25 protein-coding genes and 1 tRNA gene are annotated in these 22,615 nt (G+C 69.9%); 11 read left to right on the top strand and 15 right to left on the bottom strand.

Annotated elements, in window-relative coordinates:
• The 9 genes from KCH48_RS42675 to KCH48_RS39065 all read left to right on the top strand — a co-directional run.
• The coding region (locus KCH48_RS42675; RefSeq protein WP_374104751.1) for an HGxxPAAW family protein at positions 1-359 on the top strand (359 nt) is incomplete at its 5' end.
• Between the two features lie 57 nt (positions 360-416).
• Positions 417-1,292, top strand: coding sequence for a DUF2797 domain-containing protein (locus KCH48_RS39100; RefSeq protein WP_210582339.1), 876 nt, complete (start codon positions 417-419; stop codon positions 1,290-1,292).
• Between the two features lie 205 nt (positions 1,293-1,497).
• A complete protein-coding gene (locus KCH48_RS39095) occupies positions 1,498-2,238 on the top strand; it encodes a response regulator transcription factor (RefSeq protein ID WP_210582337.1) in 741 nt (246 codons plus the stop codon).
• The gene (locus KCH48_RS39090; protein ID WP_210582335.1) at positions 2,235-3,830 is read left to right on the top strand and encodes a cell wall metabolism sensor histidine kinase WalK; all 1,596 of its coding nucleotides are present in this window, start codon (positions 2,235-2,237) and stop codon (positions 3,828-3,830) included. Before KCH48_RS39095 ends, KCH48_RS39090 begins: the two co-directional genes overlap by 4 nt.
• 14 nt (positions 3,831-3,844) lie before the next feature.
• Positions 3,845-5,278 (top strand): bifunctional glycosyltransferase family 2/GtrA family protein, encoded by a 1,434-nt coding sequence (locus KCH48_RS39085; protein WP_210582333.1) that lies wholly within the window; start codon positions 3,845-3,847, stop codon positions 5,276-5,278.
• Positions 5,275-7,452 (top strand): glycosyltransferase family 39 protein, encoded by a 2,178-nt coding sequence (locus KCH48_RS39080; protein WP_210582331.1) that lies wholly within the window; start codon positions 5,275-5,277, stop codon positions 7,450-7,452. Before KCH48_RS39085 ends, KCH48_RS39080 begins: the two co-directional genes overlap by 4 nt.
• A gap of 66 nt (positions 7,453-7,518) precedes the next feature.
• Positions 7,519-9,012, top strand: coding sequence for an MFS transporter (locus KCH48_RS39075; protein WP_210582329.1), 1,494 nt, complete (start codon positions 7,519-7,521; stop codon positions 9,010-9,012).
• 118 nt (positions 9,013-9,130) lie between these two features.
• Positions 9,131-9,901, top strand: coding sequence for a TetR/AcrR family transcriptional regulator (locus KCH48_RS39070; RefSeq protein ID WP_210582328.1), 771 nt, complete (start codon positions 9,131-9,133; stop codon positions 9,899-9,901).
• Between the two features lie 47 nt (positions 9,902-9,948).
• On the top strand, positions 9,949-10,383 hold the full coding sequence (locus KCH48_RS39065) for a VOC family protein (RefSeq protein ID WP_210582326.1): 435 nt from the start codon (positions 9,949-9,951) through the stop codon (positions 10,381-10,383).
• 18 nt (positions 10,384-10,401) lie between these two features.
• Here KCH48_RS39065 and KCH48_RS39060 read toward each other — a convergent pair whose 3' ends face one another.
• From KCH48_RS39060 to KCH48_RS39045, 4 genes are all read right to left on the bottom strand, one after another.
• The gene (locus KCH48_RS39060; protein WP_210582324.1) at positions 10,402-10,872 is read right to left on the bottom strand and encodes a PPOX class F420-dependent oxidoreductase; all 471 of its coding nucleotides are present in this window, start codon (positions 10,870-10,872) and stop codon (positions 10,402-10,404) included.
• A gap of 98 nt (positions 10,873-10,970) precedes the next feature.
• The gene (locus tag KCH48_RS39055) at positions 10,971-11,792 is read right to left on the bottom strand and encodes a YceI family protein (protein ID WP_210582323.1); all 822 of its coding nucleotides are present in this window, start codon (positions 11,790-11,792) and stop codon (positions 10,971-10,973) included.
• Positions 11,793-11,899: 107 nt separating this feature from the next.
• Positions 11,900-14,413 (bottom strand): MFS transporter, encoded by a 2,514-nt coding sequence (locus KCH48_RS39050; protein ID WP_210582321.1) that lies wholly within the window; start codon positions 14,411-14,413, stop codon positions 11,900-11,902.
• Positions 14,414-14,426: 13 nt separating this feature from the next.
• The gene (locus KCH48_RS39045) at positions 14,427-14,939 is read right to left on the bottom strand and encodes a MarR family winged helix-turn-helix transcriptional regulator (protein WP_210582319.1); all 513 of its coding nucleotides are present in this window, start codon (positions 14,937-14,939) and stop codon (positions 14,427-14,429) included.
• 196 nt (positions 14,940-15,135) lie between these two features.
• Between KCH48_RS39045 and KCH48_RS39040 the strand changes: the two genes are divergently transcribed.
• Entirely contained in the window at positions 15,136-15,330 is a 195-nt protein-coding gene (locus KCH48_RS39040) for a hypothetical protein (protein ID WP_210582317.1), read from the top strand.
• 25 nt (positions 15,331-15,355) lie between these two features.
• Here KCH48_RS39040 and KCH48_RS39035 read toward each other — a convergent pair whose 3' ends face one another.
• From KCH48_RS39035 to KCH48_RS38995, 9 genes are all read right to left on the bottom strand, one after another.
• Positions 15,356-16,102, bottom strand: coding sequence for a hypothetical protein (locus tag KCH48_RS39035; RefSeq protein ID WP_210582315.1), 747 nt, complete (start codon positions 16,100-16,102; stop codon positions 15,356-15,358).
• A gap of 193 nt (positions 16,103-16,295) precedes the next feature.
• Positions 16,296-17,207 (bottom strand): RNA polymerase sigma factor SigF, encoded by a 912-nt coding sequence (locus KCH48_RS39030; protein WP_210582313.1) that lies wholly within the window; start codon positions 17,205-17,207, stop codon positions 16,296-16,298.
• Positions 17,208-17,485: 278 nt separating this feature from the next.
• Positions 17,486-18,379: an RNA polymerase sigma factor SigF gene (locus tag KCH48_RS39025; protein ID WP_246886564.1), complete on the bottom strand. Its 894-nt coding sequence runs from the start codon at positions 18,377-18,379 to the stop codon at positions 17,486-17,488.
• Between the two features lie 184 nt (positions 18,380-18,563).
• Positions 18,564-18,857 carry a Dabb family protein gene (locus KCH48_RS39020; RefSeq protein WP_210582311.1) on the bottom strand — a complete coding sequence of 98 codons (294 nt, stop codon included), beginning with the start codon at positions 18,855-18,857 and terminating at the stop codon, positions 18,564-18,566.
• Complete coding sequence (locus tag KCH48_RS39015; protein ID WP_210582308.1) at positions 18,854-19,033, bottom strand: hypothetical protein; 180 nt, start codon at positions 19,031-19,033, stop codon at positions 18,854-18,856. Before KCH48_RS39015 ends, KCH48_RS39020 begins: the two co-directional genes overlap by 4 nt.
• 144 nt (positions 19,034-19,177) lie before the next feature.
• A tRNA-Ser gene (locus KCH48_RS39010) sits at positions 19,178-19,262 on the bottom strand.
• 84 nt (positions 19,263-19,346) lie between these two features.
• Positions 19,347-19,778: a tRNA adenosine(34) deaminase TadA gene (tadA, locus tag KCH48_RS39005; protein ID WP_246886563.1), complete on the bottom strand. Its 432-nt coding sequence runs from the start codon at positions 19,776-19,778 to the stop codon at positions 19,347-19,349.
• A 65-nt stretch (positions 19,779-19,843) separates the two neighbouring features.
• The gene (locus KCH48_RS39000) at positions 19,844-20,380 is read right to left on the bottom strand and encodes a hypothetical protein (RefSeq protein WP_210582306.1); all 537 of its coding nucleotides are present in this window, start codon (positions 20,378-20,380) and stop codon (positions 19,844-19,846) included.
• A gap of 230 nt (positions 20,381-20,610) precedes the next feature.
• The gene (locus KCH48_RS38995) at positions 20,611-20,796 is read right to left on the bottom strand and encodes a hypothetical protein (protein WP_210582305.1); all 186 of its coding nucleotides are present in this window, start codon (positions 20,794-20,796) and stop codon (positions 20,611-20,613) included.
• A gap of 92 nt (positions 20,797-20,888) precedes the next feature.
• Between KCH48_RS38995 and upp the strand changes: the two genes are divergently transcribed.
• A complete protein-coding gene (gene upp / locus KCH48_RS38990) occupies positions 20,889-21,524 on the top strand; it encodes a uracil phosphoribosyltransferase (protein ID WP_210582303.1) in 636 nt (211 codons plus the stop codon).
• A gap of 43 nt (positions 21,525-21,567) precedes the next feature.
• Here the strand turns inward: upp and KCH48_RS38985 are convergent, their stop codons facing one another.
• Positions 21,568-22,209 carry a LytR C-terminal domain-containing protein gene (locus tag KCH48_RS38985; RefSeq protein ID WP_246886561.1) on the bottom strand — a complete coding sequence of 214 codons (642 nt, stop codon included), beginning with the start codon at positions 22,207-22,209 and terminating at the stop codon, positions 21,568-21,570.
• A gap of 89 nt (positions 22,210-22,298) precedes the next feature.
• Entirely contained in the window at positions 22,299-22,595 is a 297-nt protein-coding gene (locus tag KCH48_RS38980) for a type II toxin-antitoxin system VapB family antitoxin (RefSeq protein WP_003999914.1), read from the bottom strand.
• Positions 22,596-22,615 lie beyond the last annotated feature (20 nt).

Raw genomic sequence — 22,615 nt, 5'->3', positions numbered from 1 at the left:
GGGGGGGGGGGGGGGGGGGGGGGGGGGGGGGGGGGGGGGGGGGGGGGGGGGGGGGGGGGGGGGGGGGGGTGGGGGTGTGTATGGTCTCGGCCGCTTTGGTGGCGGTCGGGCTGGGGGTTGGGGTCGTGAGTGTCCTCGTCACCTGGGTGCTGCATCTCGCCGGGTGGGGCAAGCCGCCGGGGCGGAGGCCCCGGGAGCAGTGGGGGATGCGGGTTCGGGATCGGGCGGCGCGTGAAGGGCACGCCGGGTGCCTGGGGTGCCGGCTGGCGGGGCGGGGGCGGCGTACCGCTGCGGTGGCCACGCCTGTTGCCGCGGTCGGGGAGCCCGAGGCTGCCGCCGCTGCCGAGTCCTTGGGCTGAGCGCGGAGGGTCTTGGCCGAACGGCGTTGTCAGTGGCTGCCTCTACAGTCGTAGGCGATGGCACAAGCATGGAAGTGCTCGGGGCTGCGGTGGGCGGCGGATGGTCCCGTGCTCGTGTGGGACGGTGGGCGGCGCAGTGCGCTGACCAGGGGGAAACGGGTGGCCTTCGGGGTCGCGGACGGGGGTGTTCGGGAGTGTGTGGGAGCACGGGGGAACGCGTGTCCGGTACGGGCGGGCGTGCCGGGGCGGAGTACGGGGGCGCGGTGCGAGGAGTGTGCGCGGCTGGACCGGGCGCACTCTGTGGCCGCCGACACGATGGCCGACGATCCGCGGCCGTATCACGTATATCTGGCGTGGTTCGGGCCGGGGATGGTGAAGGTCGGGATCACCGCCGAAGAACGTGGGTCCGCGCGGCTGCTTGAGCAGGGGGCCGTGTGCTTCAGCTGGCTGGGGCTCGGGCCGCTGATGGCCGCGCGGCGCACTGAGGAGTTGCTGCGCGCCGCGCTCCGGGTGCCGGATCGGATTCCGTACGGCGACAAGCGTGCCGTGCGGTCCGGCTTGCCGGGGACGGCCGAGGAGCGGGCGGCCGAGCTCGGCGAGTTGCATGCGCGGGCGGTGGCGCTGGGCGGGTGGCCGGAGTCGCTGGTCCGTGAGCCGTATCGGCCCGTCGACCACACCGAGGTGTTCGGGCTCGTCGGCCTTCCGGATCCTGTCGGTGCGGTGCGCGAGCTCGTCCCGGGCGGGGTCGTCAGTGGGCGGCTCGTGGCAGCCGCGGGGCCCGATCTGCATCTGGAGAACGGGGGTCGGGTCGTCGTGCTGGATACGCGGGTTATGACCGGGTGGCAGCTGGTGCCGGTGGCCAGTGATGAACTCACCGTGCCGGTCAGGGAGTTCAAGGCGGTGGAGGTGACTGTGCAGGACGGGTTGTTCTGACGCGTTGTTCTGAGGGTGGTGTCGGGCGGTGTCGGTGTGTGACCCCGCCGGGTGTGAGGCTCAGTGGCTGCCCGCGGTGACGCTCAGCCGTTGCGGGGTCCCCTGCAGGTTCCCAGGCGCTCCCTGAGAGGTACCTGTGCGTTTCTCAGGAAAATCACAGGTTCCAGAAAGGGTGCTCTAAGAGGGGCCCGACAACGTGTCCGCTATGACCACGACCTCGCCCCAGGGGCGCACCGAACTGCTGAGGCCGGACGGGAGCCCCGTCCGAGTGCTTGTGGTGGACGACGAGCAGTCGATCACCGAGCTGTTGTCCATGGCTCTTCGCTATGAAGGCTGGCAGATCCGCAGCGCGGGAGACGGCCAGGGCGCCGTCCAGACCGCGCGGGAGTTCCGGCCGGACGCCGTCGTTCTCGACATGATGCTGCCCGACATGGACGGGCTCGCCGTGCTCGGGCGGCTGCGGCGGGAACTGCCGGACGTTCCCGTCTTGTTCCTCACCGCGAAGGACGCGGTCGAGGACCGGATCGCCGGGCTCACCGCGGGTGGGGACGACTACGTCACCAAGCCGTTCAGCCTGGAGGAAGTCGTCGCCCGGCTGCGGGGGCTCATTCGTCGCTCCGGTGCCGCCGATCGCCGCTCCGACTCCGTGCTCGTCGTCGGTGACCTCACCCTCGACGAGGACAGCCACGAGGTGAGCCGGGCCGGCGACAACATCCATCTCACGGCCACCGAGTTCGAGCTGCTGCGGTTCCTCATGCGCAATCCCCGGCGGGTGCTCAGCAAGGCGCAGATCCTTGACCGGGTCTGGTCGTACGACTTCGGCGGGCAGGCCAACGTCGTCGAGCTGTACATCTCGTATCTGCGGCGGAAGATCGACGCCGGGCGGGAGCCGATGATCCACACCCGGCGCGGCGCCGGTTATCTGATCAAGCCCGCGGCTTCATGAGCGGGCGACGACGGCCGCGTGCGCAGAAGCGGCAGCGGCGGATGGGGCAGCCGCGCACCCTGCGGACGCGGCTCGTCGTCGCGTCCGTGGTGTTGATCGCGGTGGTGTGTGCGGTGATCGGGACCGTGACGACGCTGGCTCTGCGTTCGCATCTGTACGAGCAACTCGACGGTCGGCTCGGCGAGTCCGTGTCCCGGGCGGTCGGCTTCAGGCCGCCCGACGCCCGCGACGGCAAGAAGCCACCCAAGCCGACCCTCGGTGAATTCGTCACCAAGGGCCCGCAGCCGCAGGGCACGATCGCGGCCGAGGTCCGGAACGGCACCATCACCGACGCCATGGTCGGTGAGAAGTCCGACGAAGATCTCGAGATGGTCCCCCAGGATCTCAACGACGCCCAGATCGAGGCGCTCAACAACGTCGAGCAGGACGGCAACAGGCACACCGTCGAGATTCCCGGTCTCGGCGAGTACCGCGTGGAGTTCCGTTCCGGCGAAAACGGCAGCTTCTACGTCGCCCTCCCCACCGAGGAAGTCACCAGCACCCTCAACACCCTCCTCATCATCGAGGCCAGTGTCACCGGCGCAGCCCTCGTCGCCGCCGGCATAGCCAGCTCCGTCCTCGTCGGCGTAGCCACCCGCCCCCTCCGCAAGGTAGCCGCCACCGCCACCCGCGTCTCCGAACTCCCCCTCCACACCGGCGAGGTCAACCTCAGCGAGCGTGTCCCCGAGTCGGAGACGGACCCGCATACCGAGGTCGGGCAGGTCGGGGCGGCGCTCAACAGGATGCTGAACCATGTGCACGGGGCGTTGCACTCACGGCAGCAGAGTGAGACGCGGGTGCGTCAGTTCGTCGCGGACGCCAGCCATGAGCTCAGGACGCCGCTCGCCTCCATCCGGGGGTACGCCGAGCTGACCAGACGCGGCAGGGAAGAGGTCGGGCCGGACACCCGGCACGCGCTCGGACGGATCGAGTCCGAGGCGGGCCGGATGACGCTGCTCGTCGAAGACCTGCTGCTGCTCGCGCGTCTGGATGCCGGACGGCCGCTGCAGTTCGAGCAGACCGACCTCATCCCGCTGGTCGTCGACACCATCAGCGACGCCCGCGCGGCCGGCATGGACCACAACTGGCGGCTCGACCTGCCCGACGAACCCGCCCTCGTCTCCGGGGACGCGGCCCGGCTCCAGCAGGTGCTCATCAACCTGCTCGGCAACGCGCGCAAGCACACCCCGCCGGGTACGACGGTCACCGCGCGGATTCAGCGGCGCGGGCCCTGGATGTGTGTGGACGTCGAGGACAACGGCCAGGGCATCCCGCCCGATTTGCTGCCGCGTGTCTTCGAACGGTTCGCGCGCGGTGACTCGTCGCGCTCCCGTGCCTCCGGCTCGACCGGTCTGGGGCTCGCCATCGTGCAGGCCGTGGCGACCGCGCACGAGGGTGCGGTGACCGTGGACAGCGTCCCTGGACGCACGGTCTTCACGGTGCATCTGCCGGCGCTCGCCTCGCAGACGCCCCGTCCGGCGCCCGAAACGAACTGGCAACTGCACTCACAGGCACAGCACAGTCCCACCACACCGGTGCAACAGCGGGCTTGAGAAGAGTCGGTTCCATGCGAACCGACTCTTCTCCCGACTCTTCTCCCGGCTCCCTGCCGGCGCGGGAGCACCTCCCGGCCGGAGATGCCGGTACGCCTGTCCTGGACGTAGTGATCCCCGTCTACAACGAGGAGAAGGACCTCCAGCCGTGTGTGCTGAGACTCCATCAGCACCTCAAGAGCACCTTCCCGTACGCCTTCCGCATCACGATCGCGGACAACGCCTCCACCGACACCACCCCGCAGGTGGCGTTCCGGCTGGAGGCGGAGCTCGCGGAAGTGCGGTCGTTCCGGCTGGAGCAGAAGGGCCGTGGTCGGGCCCTGCGCACCGTGTGGTCCGCCTCGGACGCGCCGATCCTCGCCTACATGGACGTCGACCTGTCCACCGACCTCAACGCGCTGCTTCCGCTGGTGGCGCCGCTGATCTCGGGTCACTCGGACCTCGCGATCGGCTCCCGGCTCAGCCGGAGTTCCCGCGTCGTGCGCGGCGCCAAGCGGGAGTTCATCAGCCGCACGTACAACCTCATCCTCCGCGGCTCGCTCCAGGCCCGCTTCTCCGATGCCCAGTGCGGCTTCAAGGCGATCCGGCGGGATGTGGCCCAGGTGCTGCTGCCGCTCGTCGAGGACACCGGCTGGTTCTTCGACACCGAGATGCTGGTGCTCGCCGAGCGCGCGGGCCTCCGTATCCACGAAGTGCCCGTCGACTGGGTCGACGATCCCGATTCCACCGTCCACATCGTGAAGACGGCGACCGACGACCTCAAGGGCGTGTGGAGGGTGGGCAAGGCCCTGGCCGGCGGTTCGCTGCCGCTGGACCGGCTCGCCCGGCCGTTCGGCGACGACCCGCGGGACCGTGAGATCCAGGACGTACCCACGGGGCTGGCCCGCCAGCTCGTCGGCTTCTGTGTCGTGGGCGGTCTGTCGACCCTCTTCTACCTCCTCCTCTACACCGCGTTCCGGCAGTTCGGCGGCTCACAGATCGCCAACGCGCTGGCCCTGCTGGTCTCCGCGATCGCCAACACGGCGGCCAACCGCCGGCTGACGTTCGGGGTGCGCGGCCGTGGCGACGCCGTCAAGCACCAGGCGCAGGGCCTGGTCGTCTTCGGTATCGGCCTGATCCTGACCAGCGGTTCGCTCGCCGCCCTGAACGCGGCGTCCAGCGACCCCGGGCACACCACCGAGCTCGCGGTCCTCGTCGCCGCCAACCTCGCGGCGACGGTGCTGCGCTTCCTGCTCTTCCGCGCATGGGTCTTCCCGGACCGGCGCGACGACGACCGCCCGTCGACCGTCGTCGCCTCGCACACGCCGGCACCGAACACCCCGTACGACATTCCGTACGACTCCACCCAGTTCCGCGCCCGTGAAGCCGCGGACCGCTCCTGGAGGGACGCGACCCTGCAGCTGCAGCCCCTCCGTCCCACCGACACCGACCCGAGGGACCGACGATGACCACCTACTACACAGCCGATACGGCCGTCACGGAGCCCATCGCCCCATCGGCACCCGCGGCCGGCGAACCGAAGCAGCCGTTCGTACGGAGACTGTGGCGCGGCCGTCCCGAGGATCCCCGCTGGGTGCGGCCGGCGTTCTGGGGCCTGCTGCTCGCCACCGCGGCGCTCTACTTCTACAACCTGAGCTCCTCCGGCTACGCCAACTCCTTCTACTCCGCGGCCGTCCAGGCCGGCAGCCAATCCTGGAAAGCTTTCTTCTTCGGCTCGCTGGACGCGGCCAACGCCATCACCGTCGACAAGCCCCCGGCCGCCCTGTGGCCGATGGCCCTCTCGGTCCGCCTCTTCGGCCTCAGCTCGTGGGCGATCCTGGCCCCCGAGGTCCTCATGGGCGTCGGCACGGTCGCCGTCGTCTACGCGTCCGTACGCCGCCGGTTCAGCCCCGCGGCCGGTCTGATCGCGGGCGTCGTGCTCGCGCTCACCCCCGTCGCGGCGCTGATGTTCCGGTTCAACAACCCGGACGCGATGCTGGCGCTGCTGATGGCGGTCGCCTGCTACTTCGTCGTCCGGGCGCTGGAGGACGGCCGTACGAAGTGGCTGATGTGGGCCTCAGTCGCGATCGGCTTCGCGTTCCTGGCCAAGACGTTGCAGGCCTTCCTGATCCTGCCGCCGCTGGCGATCGTGTACGCGGTCTGCGCGCCGGTGAAGGTGAGGAAGCGGTTCGTTCAGCTGGCGCTGGCGACCGTCGCGATCGTCGTCTCCGGCGGCTGGTGGGTCGCGATCGTCGAGCTGTGGCCCGCGTCCTCGCGCCCGTACATCGGCGGCTCGCAGAACAACAGCTTCCTGGAGCTGACCTTCGGCTACAACGGCCTCGGCCGCCTGAGCGGCGACGAGACCGGCAGCGTCGGCGGCGGTGGCGGAGGAGGCGGAGGGACCGGGCAGTGGGGTGAGACCGGCTGGGACCGGATGTTCAACTCCGAGATCGGCGGCCAGATTTCCTGGCTGCTCCCGGCGGCCCTGATCCTGCTCATGGCGGGCCTGGTCGCCACGCGCAAGCTCAAGCGCACGTCCGTGACCCGCGGTTCGTTCCTGGTCTGGGGCGGCTCGCTGCTGATCACCATGGCCGTCTTCAGCTACATGGCCGGCATCTTCCACCAGTACTACACGGTGGCCCTCGCCCCCTACATGGCGGCCGTGATCGGCATGGGCGCGGCGACCCTGTGGGAGAAGCGGCGCGAGATGTGGGCCTCGCTCGCCCTCGCGTCCGCGGTTGTGGCGAGTGCCGCCTGGGGTTACGTCCTGCTCAACCGCACGCCGGACTACCTCCCCTGGCTGAAGTGGCTGGTCCTGACCGGCGGCCTCGTCGGCGCGCTCGGCCTGATCTTCGTGGCCAAGCTGGGCCGTCAACTGGCCCTCGCGGCAGCAGGGTTGAGCTTCGTCGCGGCCGTCGCCGGTCCGACGGCGTACACCATCAGCACGCTACAGGAGGGCCACACCGGCTCCATCGTCACGGCCGGTCCGGCCGGGGCGAGCATGATGGGCGGCGGCGGAGGCCGCGGTGGCGGCGGCATGGGCGGCGGGATGCCGGGCCAGAACGGCAATGGCAACGGCAACACGCAGGGCCAGGGCCAGGGCCAGGGTCAGCAGGGCGGCGGCATGGGCCAGCCCCCGACCGGCGGCACCGGTGGCATGCCGGGCCAGAACGGCAACGGCAACACCCAGGGCCAGAACCAGCAGGGCGGCATGCCCGGCGGGCAGACGGGCGAGGGCGGCATGGGCGGTGGCGGCGGCGCCGGTGGCCTGCTCAACGGCGCCAGCGTCTCCGCCGAGGCCAAGAAGCTGCTGGCGGCGAACGCCGGGGACTACACCTGGGCCGCCGCGGCCATCGGCGCCCAGAACGCGGCGAGTTACCAGCTCTCCACCGGCGAACCCGTCATGGCGATCGGCGGCTTCAACGGCACGGACCCGTCGCCGACGCTGGCCCAGTTCAAGCAGTACGTGACCGACGGCAAGATCCACTACTTCATCTCCAGTGGCTCTGGCGGCGGTGGCGCGGGCGGCAGCAGCAGCGGTACGTCCTCGCAGATCACGGAGTGGATCGAGGCCAACTTCACGAAGGTGACGGTCGGTTCGGCGACGTTCTACGACCTGACGCAGGCGGCGAGCGGCAGCTGACGCTGACGCTCGGCTGGGACGTGGTCATGCTGTACGCCGTATAGGAACTGTTCTACGGTGTAGAGCATGACCACGTCCCCGTCCCCTCAGGGCCATCCCCAGCGCTGGCTGATCCTCGGCGTCATCTGTCTCGCCCAGCTCACCGTGCTGCTCGACAACACCGTGCTGAACGTGGCGATCCCCTCGCTCACCACGGAGCTGGGCGCCGCCACCTCCGACATCCAGTGGATGATCAACGCCTACTCGCTCGTGCAGTCGGGCCTGCTGCTGACCGCGGGCAGCGCGGCCGACCGGTACGGCCGCAAGAAGATGCTGATCGCGGGCCTGACCCTGTTCGGCATCGGCTCGCTGGCGGCCGGACTCGCCGATTCCACCGGGCAGTTGATCGCCGCGCGGGCCGGCATGGGCGTGGGCGGTGCGCTGCTGCTGACCACGACCCTCGCCGTGGCCATGCAGATCTTCGCGCCGGAGGAGCACCCCAAGGCGATCGGCATCTGGAGCGCCGTCAACGCGCTCGGCTTCGCGGTCGGGCCGCTGCTGGGCGGGTTCATGCTGAACCACTTCTGGTGGGGCGCCATCTTCCTGATCAACCTGCCGGTCGCCGCGCTGGGCCTCGTCGCCGTGATCGCACTGGTCCCCGAGTCCAAGAATCCGCGCGGCGACCGGCCCGACCTGCTGGGTGCGCTGCTGTCCACGATCGGTATGTCCTCGCTGGTGTTCGCGATCATCTCCGGGCCCGAACACGGGTGGACGTCCGGGCGGGTGCTGGGCACGGGTGCGCTGGCGGTGGTGGTGCTGGCGGTGTTCGCGTACTGGGAGAGCAAGATCCCGTATCCGATGCTCGACCTGCACTTCTTCCGGGACCGGCGGTTCACGGGGGCGGTCGCGGGGGCGGTGCTGATCACCTTCGGGATGGGCGGGGCGCTGTTCCTGCTGACGCAGCATCTGCAGTTCGTGCTGGGGTACGACGCGCTGGAGGCGGGGCTGCGTACGGCGCCGCTCGCGCTGGCGGTGGTGGCGCTGAACTTCTCGGGGCTGTCGGCGAAGTGGACGGTGAAGCTGGGGACGCCGGTGTCCATCCTGCTGGGGATGGTGCTGATGTCGGCGGGACTGGTGTCCATCGCCACGTTGGCCTCCGGCGGTTATGCCGGGACGTTGCTCGGGCTGCTGCTGATCGGGGCGGGGTGTGCGGTGGCCAACCCGGTGATGGCGCACGCCATCATGAGTGCGATTCCCCGGGAGAAGGCGGGAGTTGGTGCGGGCATCAACGGCACGCTCGCGGAGTTCGGGAACGGGCTCGGGGTGGCTGTGCTCGGGGCCGTGCTCAACTCGCGCTTTGCCGCGTTGATTTCTGTGGCCGGGTCCTCGTTGCCGGCGGCGTTGGCTTCGGCGGGGTCTGGGGAGGAGAGAGTGCGTATAACGGAGGCGTTCTCTTCTGGGCTGGAGACCAGTCAGTTGGTGGGGGCGTTGGCTGTGTTGCTGGGTGGAGTGGTCGCGGCTGCGTTGTTGCGACGTGCGGAAAGGGCAGACTCGGAGGTGGCGGGCGCGGGCGCCTACTAGCTCGGGTGGTGCGGTTGTCTTGCGAGTGCGGGTTGTACGTGGTTGATCGCGCAGTTCCCCGCGCCCCTGGAGGGGCGCCTTCGCGTGACCGGCAGCAAGAAGTTCAGGAAGGTGCTCCATGGCTAAGTCCGTCCAGCGTTCGGCTCGGACCAGTGTCTGGCTGGAGGGGAAGGCACGCCGGGGTGGGCGGGGCGGGGGGCAGCCCTCTGGGCTCGACCGGGAGCGGATCACCGAGGTCACCGTGCGGCTGCTGGATGCCGAAGGGCTGGGCAAGTTCTCGATGCGGCGGCTGGCCGGGGAGCTGAATGTCACGGCGATGTCGGTGTACTGGTACGTCGACACCAAGGACGACCTGCTCGAACTCGCTCTGGACGCGGCCTTCGGTGAGCTGCGGCTGCCCGACGCGGATGCCGAGGGCGAGGACTGGCGGGATCAGCTGCGGACGCTGGCCCGGGAGTACCGGAGCCTGCTGGTACGGCATCCGTGGCTGTCGCCGCTCGCCGGGACGTTCCTCAACATCGGCCCCAACTCGCTGGCGTTCTCCCGCGTCATCCAGCGCGTCATCCGCAGGACCGGGCTGCCCCCGCGGGGACTCACCGGCGCCATCTCCGCCGTCTTCCAGTTCGTGTACGGCTACGGCACGATCGAGGGCCACTTCATCGCCCGTTGCGCGGACGCCGGCATGACCCAGGACGACTACTTCCGGCATGCGATGAGCGCGGTGACCCAGGCCCCTGAGGCCGCCGAGGTCATCAAGGAGTCCGAGGACATCATGGCGGCCCGCGGCGGCGACACCGTCGAGGAGATGCGGGAGCGGGACTTCGCGTTCGCGCTGGAGCTGCTGATCGCGGGGATCGAGGCGATGGTGAAGACGGCGGACAGGACCTAGATACGGACCTGGACGCCGTTGTCAGTGGTGGGCAGTACCGTCTTTTCATGGCAGTCCGAATCACCTTGACGCTCGACTGCGCGGACGCGCGGCTTCTCGCCGAGTTCTGGAAGACGGCGCTCGGCTATGTGGATGAGCCGCCGCCCGCTCCCTTCGCCACCCGAGAGGAGTGGTTCGCGAGCTTCGACCTCCCGGAGGACGAGTCCGTGGACGACAGCGCGTGGCTCTGCGATCCGGACGGCGTCGGCCCTCACCTCTCCATCCTCAAGGTTCCCGAGCCGAAGACGGTCAAGAACCGCCTGCACATGGACATCCGGGTACCAGGACACGGCAGCCCCGAGGAGCGCTGGGCCCGGATCAGAGCCGAGGCCGAGCGGCTGGTGAAGGCGGGCGGGAGCGTGCAGGAGGAGTTCGAGGGTCACCACATAGCGATGGCCGACCCGGAGGGCAACGAGTTCTGCGTCGCCGCGACCTCCGAGTGAGCCGCAAGTCTGTGAGTCCTACTCCTCGCTGACCAGCCGTGCCGGGAAGCCGCCCGTCGCCACCGGCCCCCACCGCTGCGGGGTGACCCGGATGATCGACTTGCCCTGCTTGATCATGGCCGCCCGGTACTCGTCCCAGTCGGGGTGCTCGCCGGCGATGTTGCGGTAGTACTCGACGAGCGGTTCGACGGAGTCGGGGGAGTCGATCACTTCGGCGGTGCCGTCGATCTGGACCCAGGGTCCGTTCCAGTCGTCGGACAGGACGAGGAGGCTGACCCGCTCGTCCCGCTTGGCGTTACGGGTCTTGGCCCGCTCGGGGTAGGTCGACACCACGATCCGGCCCGAGTCGTCGACACCGCAGGTCAGCGGCGAGGCCTGGGGACTGCCGTCGGCTCGGCGGGTGAGGAGGATGGCGCGGTGGCGGGGGCGTACGAACTCGAGGAGGTCTGCGAGTGATACGGGGGTGTTGGTTGCGATGTTCGGTGCCATGGGGCGCAGCCTAAGCCTGGAAGTGCCGCGCTGGGTTCGTTGTCCGCCGCGGCGCCGTCGTGGCTTGTCGCGCAGTTCCCCGCGCCCCTTAGGGGCGCTTACAACTGCGGCAATTTCTCGCCCTGTACCGCCTGGATGTCCAGCTCCACCTTCAGGGTCGTGCCGATCGCCGCTATGCCCGCCTGGACCACCTCGTTGTAGTACATGGCGAAGTCCTCGCGCTGTAGTCGGGTCGTGGCGCGGAAGGCGGCTCGGGTGCCGCCCCAGGGGTCCGCGCCGGTGCCGAGGTAGGCGAGGTCCAGGTCGGCGGGGCGTATGACGCCGTGCAGGCCCAGCTCGCCGTGGACTGTCCAGCGGTCCGGGCCTGCCGCCGTCAGGCCGGTCGAGCGGTAGGTGATCTCGGGGTACGTCGTCACGTCCAGGAAGTCGGCGGACTTCAGATGGCCGTCCCGCATCGCGTTCCCCGTGTCGATGGACGCGGCCCGGATCACCGCCTCCACGCGGGACTTGGTGACGTCGTCGGGCGCGACCTCGATCAGGCCGGCGAACTCGGTGAACCGGCCGTGCACGCTGGAGATCCCCAGGTGCTGGGCGACGGCGCCGACGCTGGAGTGTGCCGGGTCGATGGTCCACGGCCCGGGCGGCGGCAGCTCGGTGCCGCCCTGCCGCGCCAGTGTCACCGTGCCGACGTCGGCCCGGCCGCTCGCGGTGACGATGGCGCTCGCGGCGGCGGGCGCGTAGCCGACGGCCGTGACGATGACGGTGTACGCACCGGGAGTCAGCGCGGTCGCGTCCCGTACGACCCCTTCGCCGTCCGCCTCGGCCCGCACCACCTGCGCACCGGTCATGTCGGTCACCGTGACGACCGCGTGCGACACGGCCCATCCGTCCCGCGTACGGATCTTCGCGGTCAGTCCCATCCCGTCAACTCCCTGCAAAACCTTGCGCATTGGTCATAGAGCGAACCGGCCCGTGACGAACGCGCACCTCCGCTCGGAGCGCGCGCCCGTCACGGGCCGGGGTTGAACTACTCGCCCGGGTGGGCGAGTTCGATGTCGTGGGCGTCGGCTCCACGACCGGTGACGGTCAGCGCCGTCGCGACCGGCGGATAGCCCGTCGCGATGACGGTGTACTCACCGCTGTCGAGGTCGGTGAAGGCGTACGCCCCGTCCGTGCCGGTCGTGGCCGTGCCGACCACGTTGCCCGCCGCGTCGACCAGCGTCACGCGGGCGTCGGCCAGCGGACCGTGCGGAGCCCGTACGACACCCTGGAGCTGGGCGCCGGCGTCCAGGTCGACCTCGATCCGGGTGACCCCGGTGCCGCCCACCTCGACGGGCAGGGCGCGCGGCCGGAACCCGGCGGCGTTCACCGCGACGGTCACGGCACCCGGCACCAGCTCGCCGAAGGCGAACTCGCCCTGCTCACCGGTGGTCCCGGTGGCCAGCAGATCCCCGCGCACATCGGTGACGATCACCATCGCGTCCTTCACGGGAAGGGTGGTCTGCGTCGCCCGCACGACGCCGTTCAGCCCGCTGGTGCCGCTGAGCAGGATGTCGTACGACACCGGCTCGCCGTTCACCACGATCGTGGACGCCTGCGGCTGGAACCCGTCGGCGGAGGCGATCAGGACGTACGAGCCCGCGCCCGGCGCGTCCACCGCGTAGGAGCCGTCGCCCTGCGCGACCGAGCGGCCGAGCTGGCGCCCGGCGAGGGAGATCAGCGTGACGGCGGCCTGCGGGACGGGCGCGCTCTCGGCGCCGCGGACATGGCCGCGGACCGGGACGCCGCCGGAACCCACCTGCGGGGGCGCCACCGTCGCCACGGCAGCGAGCCGCTGCGTGCCGCCGTCGGGACCGGCCTCGGTGTCCGCGGCGACGGCCCAGCTCGGCACCTTCTCGTCGGCCTGAGCCCGATCCGTCGCAGCCTCCTCGGACGCGGACTCGGCGGCCTGCGCCATCGCGCCCTTCGTCCTCAGCGGAACCTCCTTGATGAAGAGCGAGAACAGCAGGGCCAGCAGCGCGACCGGCGCCGCGTAGAGGAAGACGTCCGCGATGCCGTGGCCGTAGGAGCTCTCCATGAGGGTGCGGATCGGGGCGGGCAGCAGGTCCATGTCCGGGATGCTGCCGGTGGAGGAGGAACCGGCGAGCGCGGCGGCGGACTGCGGGTCGAGGGCGGCGGCGCCCTTCTCGACGTAGTGCGTGATCCGGTGGCTGAGGACCGCGCCGAGGGCGGAGACACCCACCGCACCGCCGAGCGAGCGGAAGAAGGTCACCACCGAGCTGGCGACGCCCAGATCGCTCGGTTCCACCTGGTTCTGCGTGGCCAGCACCAGGTTCTGCATCATCATGCCGACGCCGAGCCCCAGCATGGCCATGAAGATCCCCACGTGCCAGTACTCGGTGTCGTACCGGATCGTGCCGAGCAGGCCCAGGCCCGCCGTCACCAGCACACCACCGACCAGCAGCCACGCCTTCCAGCGTCCGGTGCGGGTGATGACCCGGCCGGAGACGGTGGAGGAGACGAACAGCCCGGCGATCATCGGGATGGTCATGACGCCGGACATGGTCGGCGACTTGTCCCGGGCCAGCTGGAAGTACTGGCTGAAGAAGATCGTGCCGGCGAACATCGCGATACCGACGAACAGCGAGGCGAGCGAGGTCAGCGTGATCGTGCGGTTGCGGAACAGCCGCAGCGGGATGATCGGCTCGGTCGCCTTCGTCTCGATCAGCATGAAGATCGCGAGAAGCGCCAGCGTGCCGCCGACCATGGCGTACGTCTGCCAGGACACCCAGTCGTACTTGTCACCGGCGAAGGTGACCCAGACCAGCAGCACGCAGACCGCGGCCGTGATGAAGAAGGCGCCGGCCCAGTCGACCTTGACCCGCCGCTTGACCACCGGCAGATGCAGGGTCCGCTGCAGCACGATCAGGGCTATCACGGCGAAGGGCACACCGACGTAGAAGCACCAGCGCCAGCCCAGCCAGTCGGTGTCGGTGATGACACCGCCGATCAGCGGGCCGCCGACCATCGCGGTCGCGAACGTGGCGCCGAGGTAGCCGTTGTAGCGCCCGCGCTCACGCGGGGCGATCATCGCCGCCAGGATGATCTGGGCCAGCGACGACAGACCGCCCATGCCGATGCCCTGGACGGCGCGGAAGGAGATCAGCATCGCCGGGTTCTGCGACAGACCGGCCGCCGCCGAGCCCACCACGAAGATCACCAGCGCCAGCTGGATCAGCAGCTTCTTGGAGAAGAGGTCGGCGAGCTTGCCCCACAGCGGGGTGGACGCGGTCATCGCCAGCAGCGACGCGGTCACGACCCAGGTGTAGGCGCTCTGGCCGCCGCCGAGATCCTTGATGATGTCGGGCAGGGCGTTGGAGACGATCGTCGACGACAGGATCGCGACGAACATGCCGAGCAGCAGGCCCGTCAGGGCCTCCATGATCTGCCGGTGCGTCATCGGAGCGCCGTCGGCGGAGCCTTGGGAGCCTCCCCCGTGCTTGGCGTGGGCCCGCACACCGGTTGGTGTGGTCGTTGCCATGGGCTTCCTTCTCTTATGTGCTTGCGGGTGTACGGGTGGTCTCGTCGAGCGCGGGAGAGCCGGGCGGGCCGGGCGGGGGCTGCGGCCGGGACGTGGTCCGGCAGTCGCCGAAGCTGTCCCTGAGCCGGGCCATCAGCCGGGTGAGCTGGCCGACCTCGTCGTCGGACCAGTCGTGCAGGCGGTGGGCGAGCAGCTCGGCGGTCCGCAGGGACAGCTCGTCGAGCAGCGCCCGGCCCGCGGGGGTGAGGCGCAGGATGCGGGAGCGCTTGTCCGCGGGGTCCGGGGAGCGCTCGATCCAGCCGCGCCCGGCGACGTGCGCGACATGGCGGCTGGTCACCGACATGTCCACGGCGAGCAGCTCGGCGAGCCTGCTCATCCGCATGTCGCCGTGGCGTCCGAGCAGCGTCAGTACGGCGGCGGAGCCGCTGGGACACTCGGACGGCAGATTCCGCCCCATCTCCCGCTTCACGGCCCCGAAGGCACTGAACTGGCGTGCCAGCTCCTCGTACTGCGCCTGCTCGGCCATCACACCTCTCGCATTCGTTGCTTAGGGCAACCATAGATACGTTGGTTGCTACAGGCAAACAAAACGGTGTCAGTCCGGCATAAAAACTTGGCAAAGGCAAGTATTGCGAATGTAAATGTGCAGGTCGCAAAGGTTCTGTGGGAGGAACGGAGCCCCCGCTTGGGCGGCCACCCTCGATTCGCTAGGGTCTCGGGGCATGGCTAACACGCAGGGCCCCCAGGGCAACCACGACCCCGCAGGCAACACCCAGATGTTCCGCGCGTTCGTCGACGAGGGCCCGCAGGGCCGGCGTCAGGCGGCGGCCTCCTCGGGCCCCCGCATCGGCCTGATCCTCGGTGTCGTCGTCGCGGTGGCCGTCGTGGCCGCCGTCGCGTGGCTCGCGCTGAAGTAGGGGCTTCACACAGGCGGGGCACCGCCTACTTCCACCGGACGGCCACGTCCCGCGTCTCGATGTGCATGCCCAGCGGCACCCGCCACTCGTCGACGCACACCGTCCAGGTCTTCTCCTTCCGCGCCCCGGCCCCGACCGGCACCGGAAGCTTCTCGGCCGACTCGACGGTCCCCCAGTCGATCCCGAGCGCGCCGATGATGTGCGTCCCGAAGGTCACCGTGCCCGAACGCACCGCGGTTCCGCCCGAGTTGTGGAAACCGACGGTCACCTTCTCGCACCAGCGCTTGTCGGTGGGCTCCCGCTCCGGCTCGGACCAGGTGAGCGCGGCGGGTGCGGGGGATGTCGTAGGACTGCTGCCGCCGCTGGATGGTGGCCGTGAAGTGGCAGGGGTACGGGGGGACTCGGCGCCCTCGGTATCGGTCTCGCCCCCGGTCTCCGTCTCCGTGGACGGGGTGGGGCTGTCCGCCGTGGCCCCTTCCCCTTCCCGGGCCGAGGGGGCGCTCGAACTTCCGCCCGCGCCCGGGGAGTCGGCCGGACCCTTCGAGGGCGGCGCGGACCTCTCGTCGTCGAGCGGCACCAGGCTCACACCGCCGGTCGGCTGAACGGCCTTCCCGGGCGCCTGAGGTGCCGAACCGGTCGCCACGTACCCGTCGCCGTCGCCCTGGGCCCCGCATGCGGCCAGCATCCCGCCCAGGCAGACGGCGGCCGCCGACGCGCCGATGGCGGCGTGCCGACGGCCATGTGTCCATGTCGCCCACGTCGATCGAAGCATCGCGCCATGGTGGCTGACGCTCCGTCAAATAGGAAGCCCTGCACAGCGCTTGAAGGTGGCGCCTGGTGAAGCCGGCTGCGGAACCCGCGCCCCGTAAGGGGCGCGGGGCCGTATCTACATGCGGCTCCGCCGCGCGGGGCGCGATCAGCCCCCACCGGCCCGCGGTAAACGAACTGCGTGACCAGCGGAGCGATCAGTCGGAGATGAGGCCCTCGCGCAGCTGTGCCAGCGTCCGGGTCAGCAGCCGGGAGACGTGCATCTGGGAGATGCCGACCTCCTCGCCGATCTGCGACTGGGTCATGTTGGCGAAGAAGCGCAGCATGATGATCCGGCGCTCGCGGGGCGGCAGCTTGGCGAGCAGGGGCTTGAGGGACTCGCGGTACTCCACGCCCTCCAGCGCGGTGTCCTCGTAGCCGAGGCGGTCCGCGAGGGAGCCCTCGCCGCCGTCGTCCTCGGGGGCCGGGGAGTCGAGGGACGAGGCCGTGTAGGCGTTGCCGACCGCGAGGCCGTCGACGACGTCCTCCTCGGACACGCCCAGGACCGCGGCGAGTTCGGTGACCGTCGGGGAGCGGTCCAGCTTCTGGGACAGCTCGTCGCTGGCCTTGGTGAGGGCGAGCCGCAGCTCCTGCAGCCGCCTGGGCACCCGGACCGACCAGGACGTGTCACGGAAGAACCGCTTGATCTCGCCGACGACCGTCGGCATCGCGAACGTCGGGAACTCCACGCCCCGTTCGCAGTCGAAGCGGTCGATCGCCTTGATCAGGCCGATGGTGCCGACCTGGACGATGTCCTCCATCGGCTCGTTGCGCGAGCGGAAGCGGGCCGCCGCGTACCGCACGAGCGGGAGGTTGAGCTCGATCAGCGTGTCCCGGACGTATGCACGCTCGGGGCTGTTCTCGTCCAGTGCGGCGAGCCGCAGGAAAAGGGAGCGGGACAGGGTGCGGGTGTCGATGGTCTCCGAGGCCGGGACCTCCGGGACCGGCGGGACCGGCGGGGCCGGAATGATCTCCACCTGGTCGATGGGGCCGAGCGCGGCGTGAGCCTCGGGCACTACCTCGCTCTTTGTGAGCGTGAGCACCTTCGAGCTGCCCTTGTCTGCGGACATGCCACCCCCTTTGGGTCGCGGGACGGTCGTGGCGAACGCTCCATCGAGGAACGCCAGCCTTCACCTGAATACCGGAGCCGCAGCCCCGGCAAACGCACTTCCCGCAGAATGTCACATGTCGGCAACACGCTGTAGTGACATGTCGACATGTGAGACTCGAATCCGCCCTGGATAAAGGGGGTCTGACGGTCTTTCGGCACAGAACTGTCGGGATCCGCCCTGGTGAGCGATTCGCTCGCGACGGTGACGGCTCGATCCTCTATGCGGTTCGGTGCCGCTCAGGCGTCGATCCTGTTCGCCGAACGCAGCCGCTGGAAGCTACGCGCGAGTAGCCGCGAAACATGCATCTGGGAGACGCCGAGTTCGGCACTGATTTGCGACTGGGTGAGATTGCTGTAGTAGCGCAGCAACAGGATGCGCTGTTCGCGTTCGGGGAGTTGGACCAGCAGATGCCGGACGAGGTCGCGGTGCTCGACGCCGTCCAGCGCCGGGTCCTCGTAGCCGAGCCGGTCGAGGAGTCCCGGCAGGCCGTCGCCCTCCTGGGCCGCCTCCAGGGAGGTGGCGTGATACGACCGTCCCGCCTCGATGCAGGACAGCACCTCCTCCTCCGTGATGCGCAGCCGCTCGGCGATCTCGGCGGTGCTCGGGGAGCGCCCGAAGGCCGTCGTCAGATCCTCGGTCGCGCTGTTGACCTGTACCCACAGCTCGTGCAGCCGGCGCGGGACATGGACCGTGCGGACGTTGTCGCGGAAGTACCGCTTGATCTCGCCGACGACCGTCGGCATCGCGAAGGTCGGGAACTGCACGCCCCGGTCCGGGTCGAAGCGGTCGATGGCGTTGATGAGCCCGATGGTGCCGACCTGGACGACGTCCTCCATGGGCTCGTTGCGGGAGCGGAAGCGGGCGGCCGCGTAGCGCACGAGCGGAAGGTTGGCCTCGATGAGCGCCCCGCGCACCCGGTTGTGCTCCGGCGTGCCCGGCTCCAGCTCCTTGAGCTCGCCGAAGAGCACCTGCGTGAGCGCCCGGGTGTCGGCGCCGCGGCGTCTCTCGGGGGCGGGGGGCTGGTCCTGGGTCTCGGGTTCGGTAGCCGGCGTCTCGGCCTGAGCGGGAGCCTCGTCCTGGGGCGGCGCGGTACTGGCCGACACGGTCAACGCCACCTCTTCCTCGGTCAACTCATCCGTCTCATCCGTCAAAAGCTGTCATAGCATCACAAGACATGTGCATTGCATGCAAGCACCGTATAACCACGTGTTGACGGCAAAGTGGCCTATAAGACGCACGAAAGCCCTCCGCCGGAACGGCGGAGGGCTTCAAAGACGGTGGTTCAGAGACGAACCGGCGGCTCAGAACTCAGAGTCAGAACTCATAGTCGGCGATCACCCACGTGGCGAACTCGCCCCACAGTGCGACGCCCGCCTGATGCTCCGGGTGCGTGGCGTACGTCCGCAGGGCCGCGCGGTCCTCGAACGCCGAGTTGATCGCGAAGTCGTACGCGATGGGCCGGTCGCTGAGGTTCCAGCCCAGCTCCCAGGAGCGGATCTCGGGGATCTTGCCGTCGAGTGCCCGGAAGATCTCCACGCCCTTCACCACGCGCGGGTCGTCGCGCTCGACGCCCTCGTTGAGCTTGAAGAGGACCAGATGGCGGATCATGAATCTCCTCCGTTGGCGACCCAGGACGCGAAGTCGCCGAGGGCCTTCGCGGCGTCCGATATGCCCTCGAAGCCTATCTGGACATAGTCGGCCGCCTTCTCCGGATCCGTGATGATCACGTAGCTCACGAAGACCACGAGGACATAGACGGCGACCTTCTTCGCATTCACCGCCACCGCGGCCTCCTCTGTGCCTGCTGCGCCCTGAGGGCCCCCTGTTGACGGCGGCGAGTGTAACCTCCGCGCCGTTCTCGGGGATCACTGCGGGGTTACGCTCCGGACGCAGGAAGGGCCCCGTCTCTCGACGGGGCCCTTCTCCAGCGGTAGCGGAGGGATTTGAACCCTCGGTGACTTGCGCCACACTCGCTTTCGAGGCGAGCTCCTTCGGCCGCTCGGACACGCTACCGGGGAAGACCTTACAGCACGGTGGGGTGTGGTTTGAAATCGGTATGCGCCGGTCCGGACGGTGCGGCCGGCCTCGTTCCCGGTCTCAGCGGTCGCGGAAGAAGTCGGTGAGGATCCGGGCGCACTCCTCGGCGAGCACGCCCTCGATCACCTCGGGCCGGTGGTTGAGCCGTCGGTCGCGTACGACGTCCCAGAGGGAGCCGGCCGCGCCCGCCTTGTCGTCCCGGGCGCCGTAGACGACCCGGTCCACGCGGGACTGGACGATCGCGCCCGCGCACATCGTGCAGGGCTCGAGGGTCACGACGAGCGTGCAGCCCGTCAGGCGCCACTCACCGAGCTTCGCCGCCGCCCGCCGAATGGCGAGCACCTCGGCGTGGGCCGTCGGGTCGCCGGTGGCCTCGCGTTCGTTGTGGCCGGTCGCGAGCACGGTCGTACCGTCCGGGGACAGGACCAGCGCGCCGACGGGGACGTCTCCGCCCCGGACCGCGTGTGCCGCCTCGTCCAGGGCGAGCCGCATCGCGGCCCGCCAGCGGTCGCGTACCGGGTCCGGCGGACCTGGGGCGGACTCCCCGGCCCGGCCGGTCAGCGGACGGCCTCCAGGATGTCCGAGGCGCCCAGCGCGTCGGCGATCTCGGTGAGCGCGTCGTCCGACAGGGTCAGCAACTCCTTCTCGCTGACGCCCAGGTCGTCGAGGACCCGTACGTCACCGACCGGGCCGTGCGGCACGGCCTCGGCGGAGGGGCTGTCGTCCTCGCCGTCGGAGTCATCCTCGGACTCACCGTCCTCGGTGCCGTCGAGATCGAGGGAGTCCAGGTCGGCGACGTCGTCGTCACCCGGGTCCCGGCCGAGCAGTTCGTCGGTGAGCAGGATCTCGCCGTAGCTGCTGCGGGCAGCGGCGGCGGCGTCCGAGACGTAGATACGAGGGTCGTCCTCACCGTCGACGCGGACGACGCCGAACCAGGCGTCCTCCTGCTCGATCAGGACGAGCACCGTGTCGTCGTCGGTCGAGGACTCCCGGGCCAGGTCGGCGAGATCCGACAGGGTCTCCACATCGTCGAGCTCTGTGTCGCTCGCTTCCCACCCGTCTTCGGTGCGCGCGAGCAGTGCGGCGAAGTACACCGTGACTCTCCCACTGGTCGTAGGCGTGCCGGTTGGGGGTCCCCCCGGCGGAGGTTTGCGGGCGGGGAGCGCGGAAGTCCGAGCCCCGCCCACTCGGAATCGTGGCAGAAACAAGGCGTTCAGGGGACGTCTTCGGCTCCCTGTGTCCGCACGTTTTGATCGTCCACGAGCGGGATCGTACGCGGCCATGGCTTCGCATTCGTACGAGGGCGGCCGTGAGGCGGGTCGCGCTACCAGCGGAAGGTGCGCATGCGCATCGCGTGTCGCAGGCGGGCCGTCTTGGCGCGGCGGGGCTGGACGCGGTCGCGCAGTTCGCGGGCCTCGGCGAGTTCGCGCAGGAAGACCGCGCGGCGCCGCCTGCGCTCGGCGTCGGTCTCGCGCGGCGACGGGTCCGTTCCGGACTCACGATCGGACATCGGCAACACCCCCGTACGTCCCTCCCACTTTCCCTCTGATGGGCGGTTTGATGCCAGCACAACGGTTACGGCCGCCCGGTTACTGTTAGGCCATGCGTCTCCACGTCGTCGACCACCCCCTGGTCGCCCACAAGCTCACCGCGTTGCGCGACCAGCGCACCGACTCCGCGACCTTCCGGCGGCTCGCCGACGAACTGGTCACCCTGCTCGCCTACGAGGCCACGCGCGACGTGCGCACCGAGCAGGTCGACATCACCACGCCGGTCGCCTCGACCACCGGCGTCAAGCTGTCCCACCCCCGCCCGCTGGTGGTGCCGATCCTGCGGGCCGGTCTCGGCATGCTGGACGGCATGGTCCGGCTGCTGCCGACCGCCGAGGTGGGCTTCATGGGCATGGTGCGTGACGAGGAGACGCTCCAGGCGTCCACGTACGCCACCCGAATGCCGGAGGACCTCTCCGGGCGCCAGGTGTACGTCCTCGACCCGATGCTGGCCACCGGCGGCACCCTGGTCGCGGCGATCCAGGAGCTGATCAAGCGCGGCGCCGACGACGTGACCGCCGTGGTGCTGCTGGCCGCGCCGGAGGGCGTCGAGCTCATGGAGCGCGAGCTCGCGGGCACGCCGGTGACGGTCGTGACGGCGTCGGTCGACGAGCGCCTCAACGAGCACGGCTACATCGTGCCGGGCCTGGGGGACGCGGGGGACCGGATGTACGGGGCCGCCGAATAGGCCGCCGGGCAGTACGCCTTACGTCTGTTTCAGCAGGTCTTCTTCAGCAGTCCTGCTTCGACGAAGTGGGCGTCGGCTGAGGCCCGGTCAGTGCGGCCAGTGCCTTGTCGGCGTCCTTCTTCGTGGTCAGCGCCTTGAAGCCGTTGCCGATGATCAGGTCGACGGCCGTGCCCTTGCGGGCGGCGTCCGTGCGGCGCTCGGCGGTGCTGAGCTGGGTGGCGAGCACCGGCAGTGAGGTGTTGAGGGAGGAAGCGGGGCCGAGCAGCAGCCCGGTGCCCTTGACCTTCTTGTCGTACTCCGCGGTCGCGTTGCCCACGTCGCCGATCCGGAAGCCACGTTTCTTCAGCTCGTCCGCCGTCTGCTTGGCCAGCCCGCTGCGGGTCGTGGCGTTGAGGACGTTGACGGTGATCTTGCCGGGCGCGGGAACGGCGGCCGTGGTGCTCGGTGAGGGGCTCGCCTTGGACGAGCAGTCCGACTTGGCACCGACCGCCGAGGCGGAGTCGCCGCCGCCCGAGAAGAGGTCGATGAGCTGCAGCGTGCCGTAGCCGACCAGCCCGAGAGCGGCGACCGAGGCCACGACCCCGGCCACGAGCCTGCCGCGCCGCCGGGGCCGGCGCATCCGGGGGTACTTGTCACCCTTGATCCGGTACTGGCCGCCCATGCCGGGGGGAGTCAGCATGCTCATGAGCGCAGCGTAGTGCGCGCGGGCGACGATTCCTACTAGATGATCATTGCCGACGCGCAGTTCAACCCGTTAGGGGAACCAGTTCGCCGTTAGTCCAGTTCGAGCACGCGCGCGTGCAGCACCTGGCGCTGCTGGAGGGCCGCCCTGACCGCGCGGTGCAGGCCGTCCTCCAGGTACAGGTCGCCCTGCCACTTGACGACGTGGGCGAACAGGTCGCCGTAGAAGGTCGAGTCCTCGGCCAGGAGTGTCTCCAGGTCGAGTTGGCCCTTCGTCGTCACGAGCTGATCGAGGCGGACCGGGCGCGGCGCGACGTCCGCCCACTGCCGGGTGCTTTCCCGGCCGTGGTCGGGGTACGGCCGGCCGTTTCCGATGCGCTTGAAGATCACACGGAAAGCCTACCGGTCAA

Source organism: Streptomyces sp. GESEQ-4, from assembly GCF_017948455.1.
In the GTDB taxonomy this organism is placed as follows: domain Bacteria; phylum Actinomycetota; class Actinomycetes; order Streptomycetales; family Streptomycetaceae; genus Streptomyces.
This window is presented reverse-complemented; position numbering and strand designations above follow the sequence as displayed.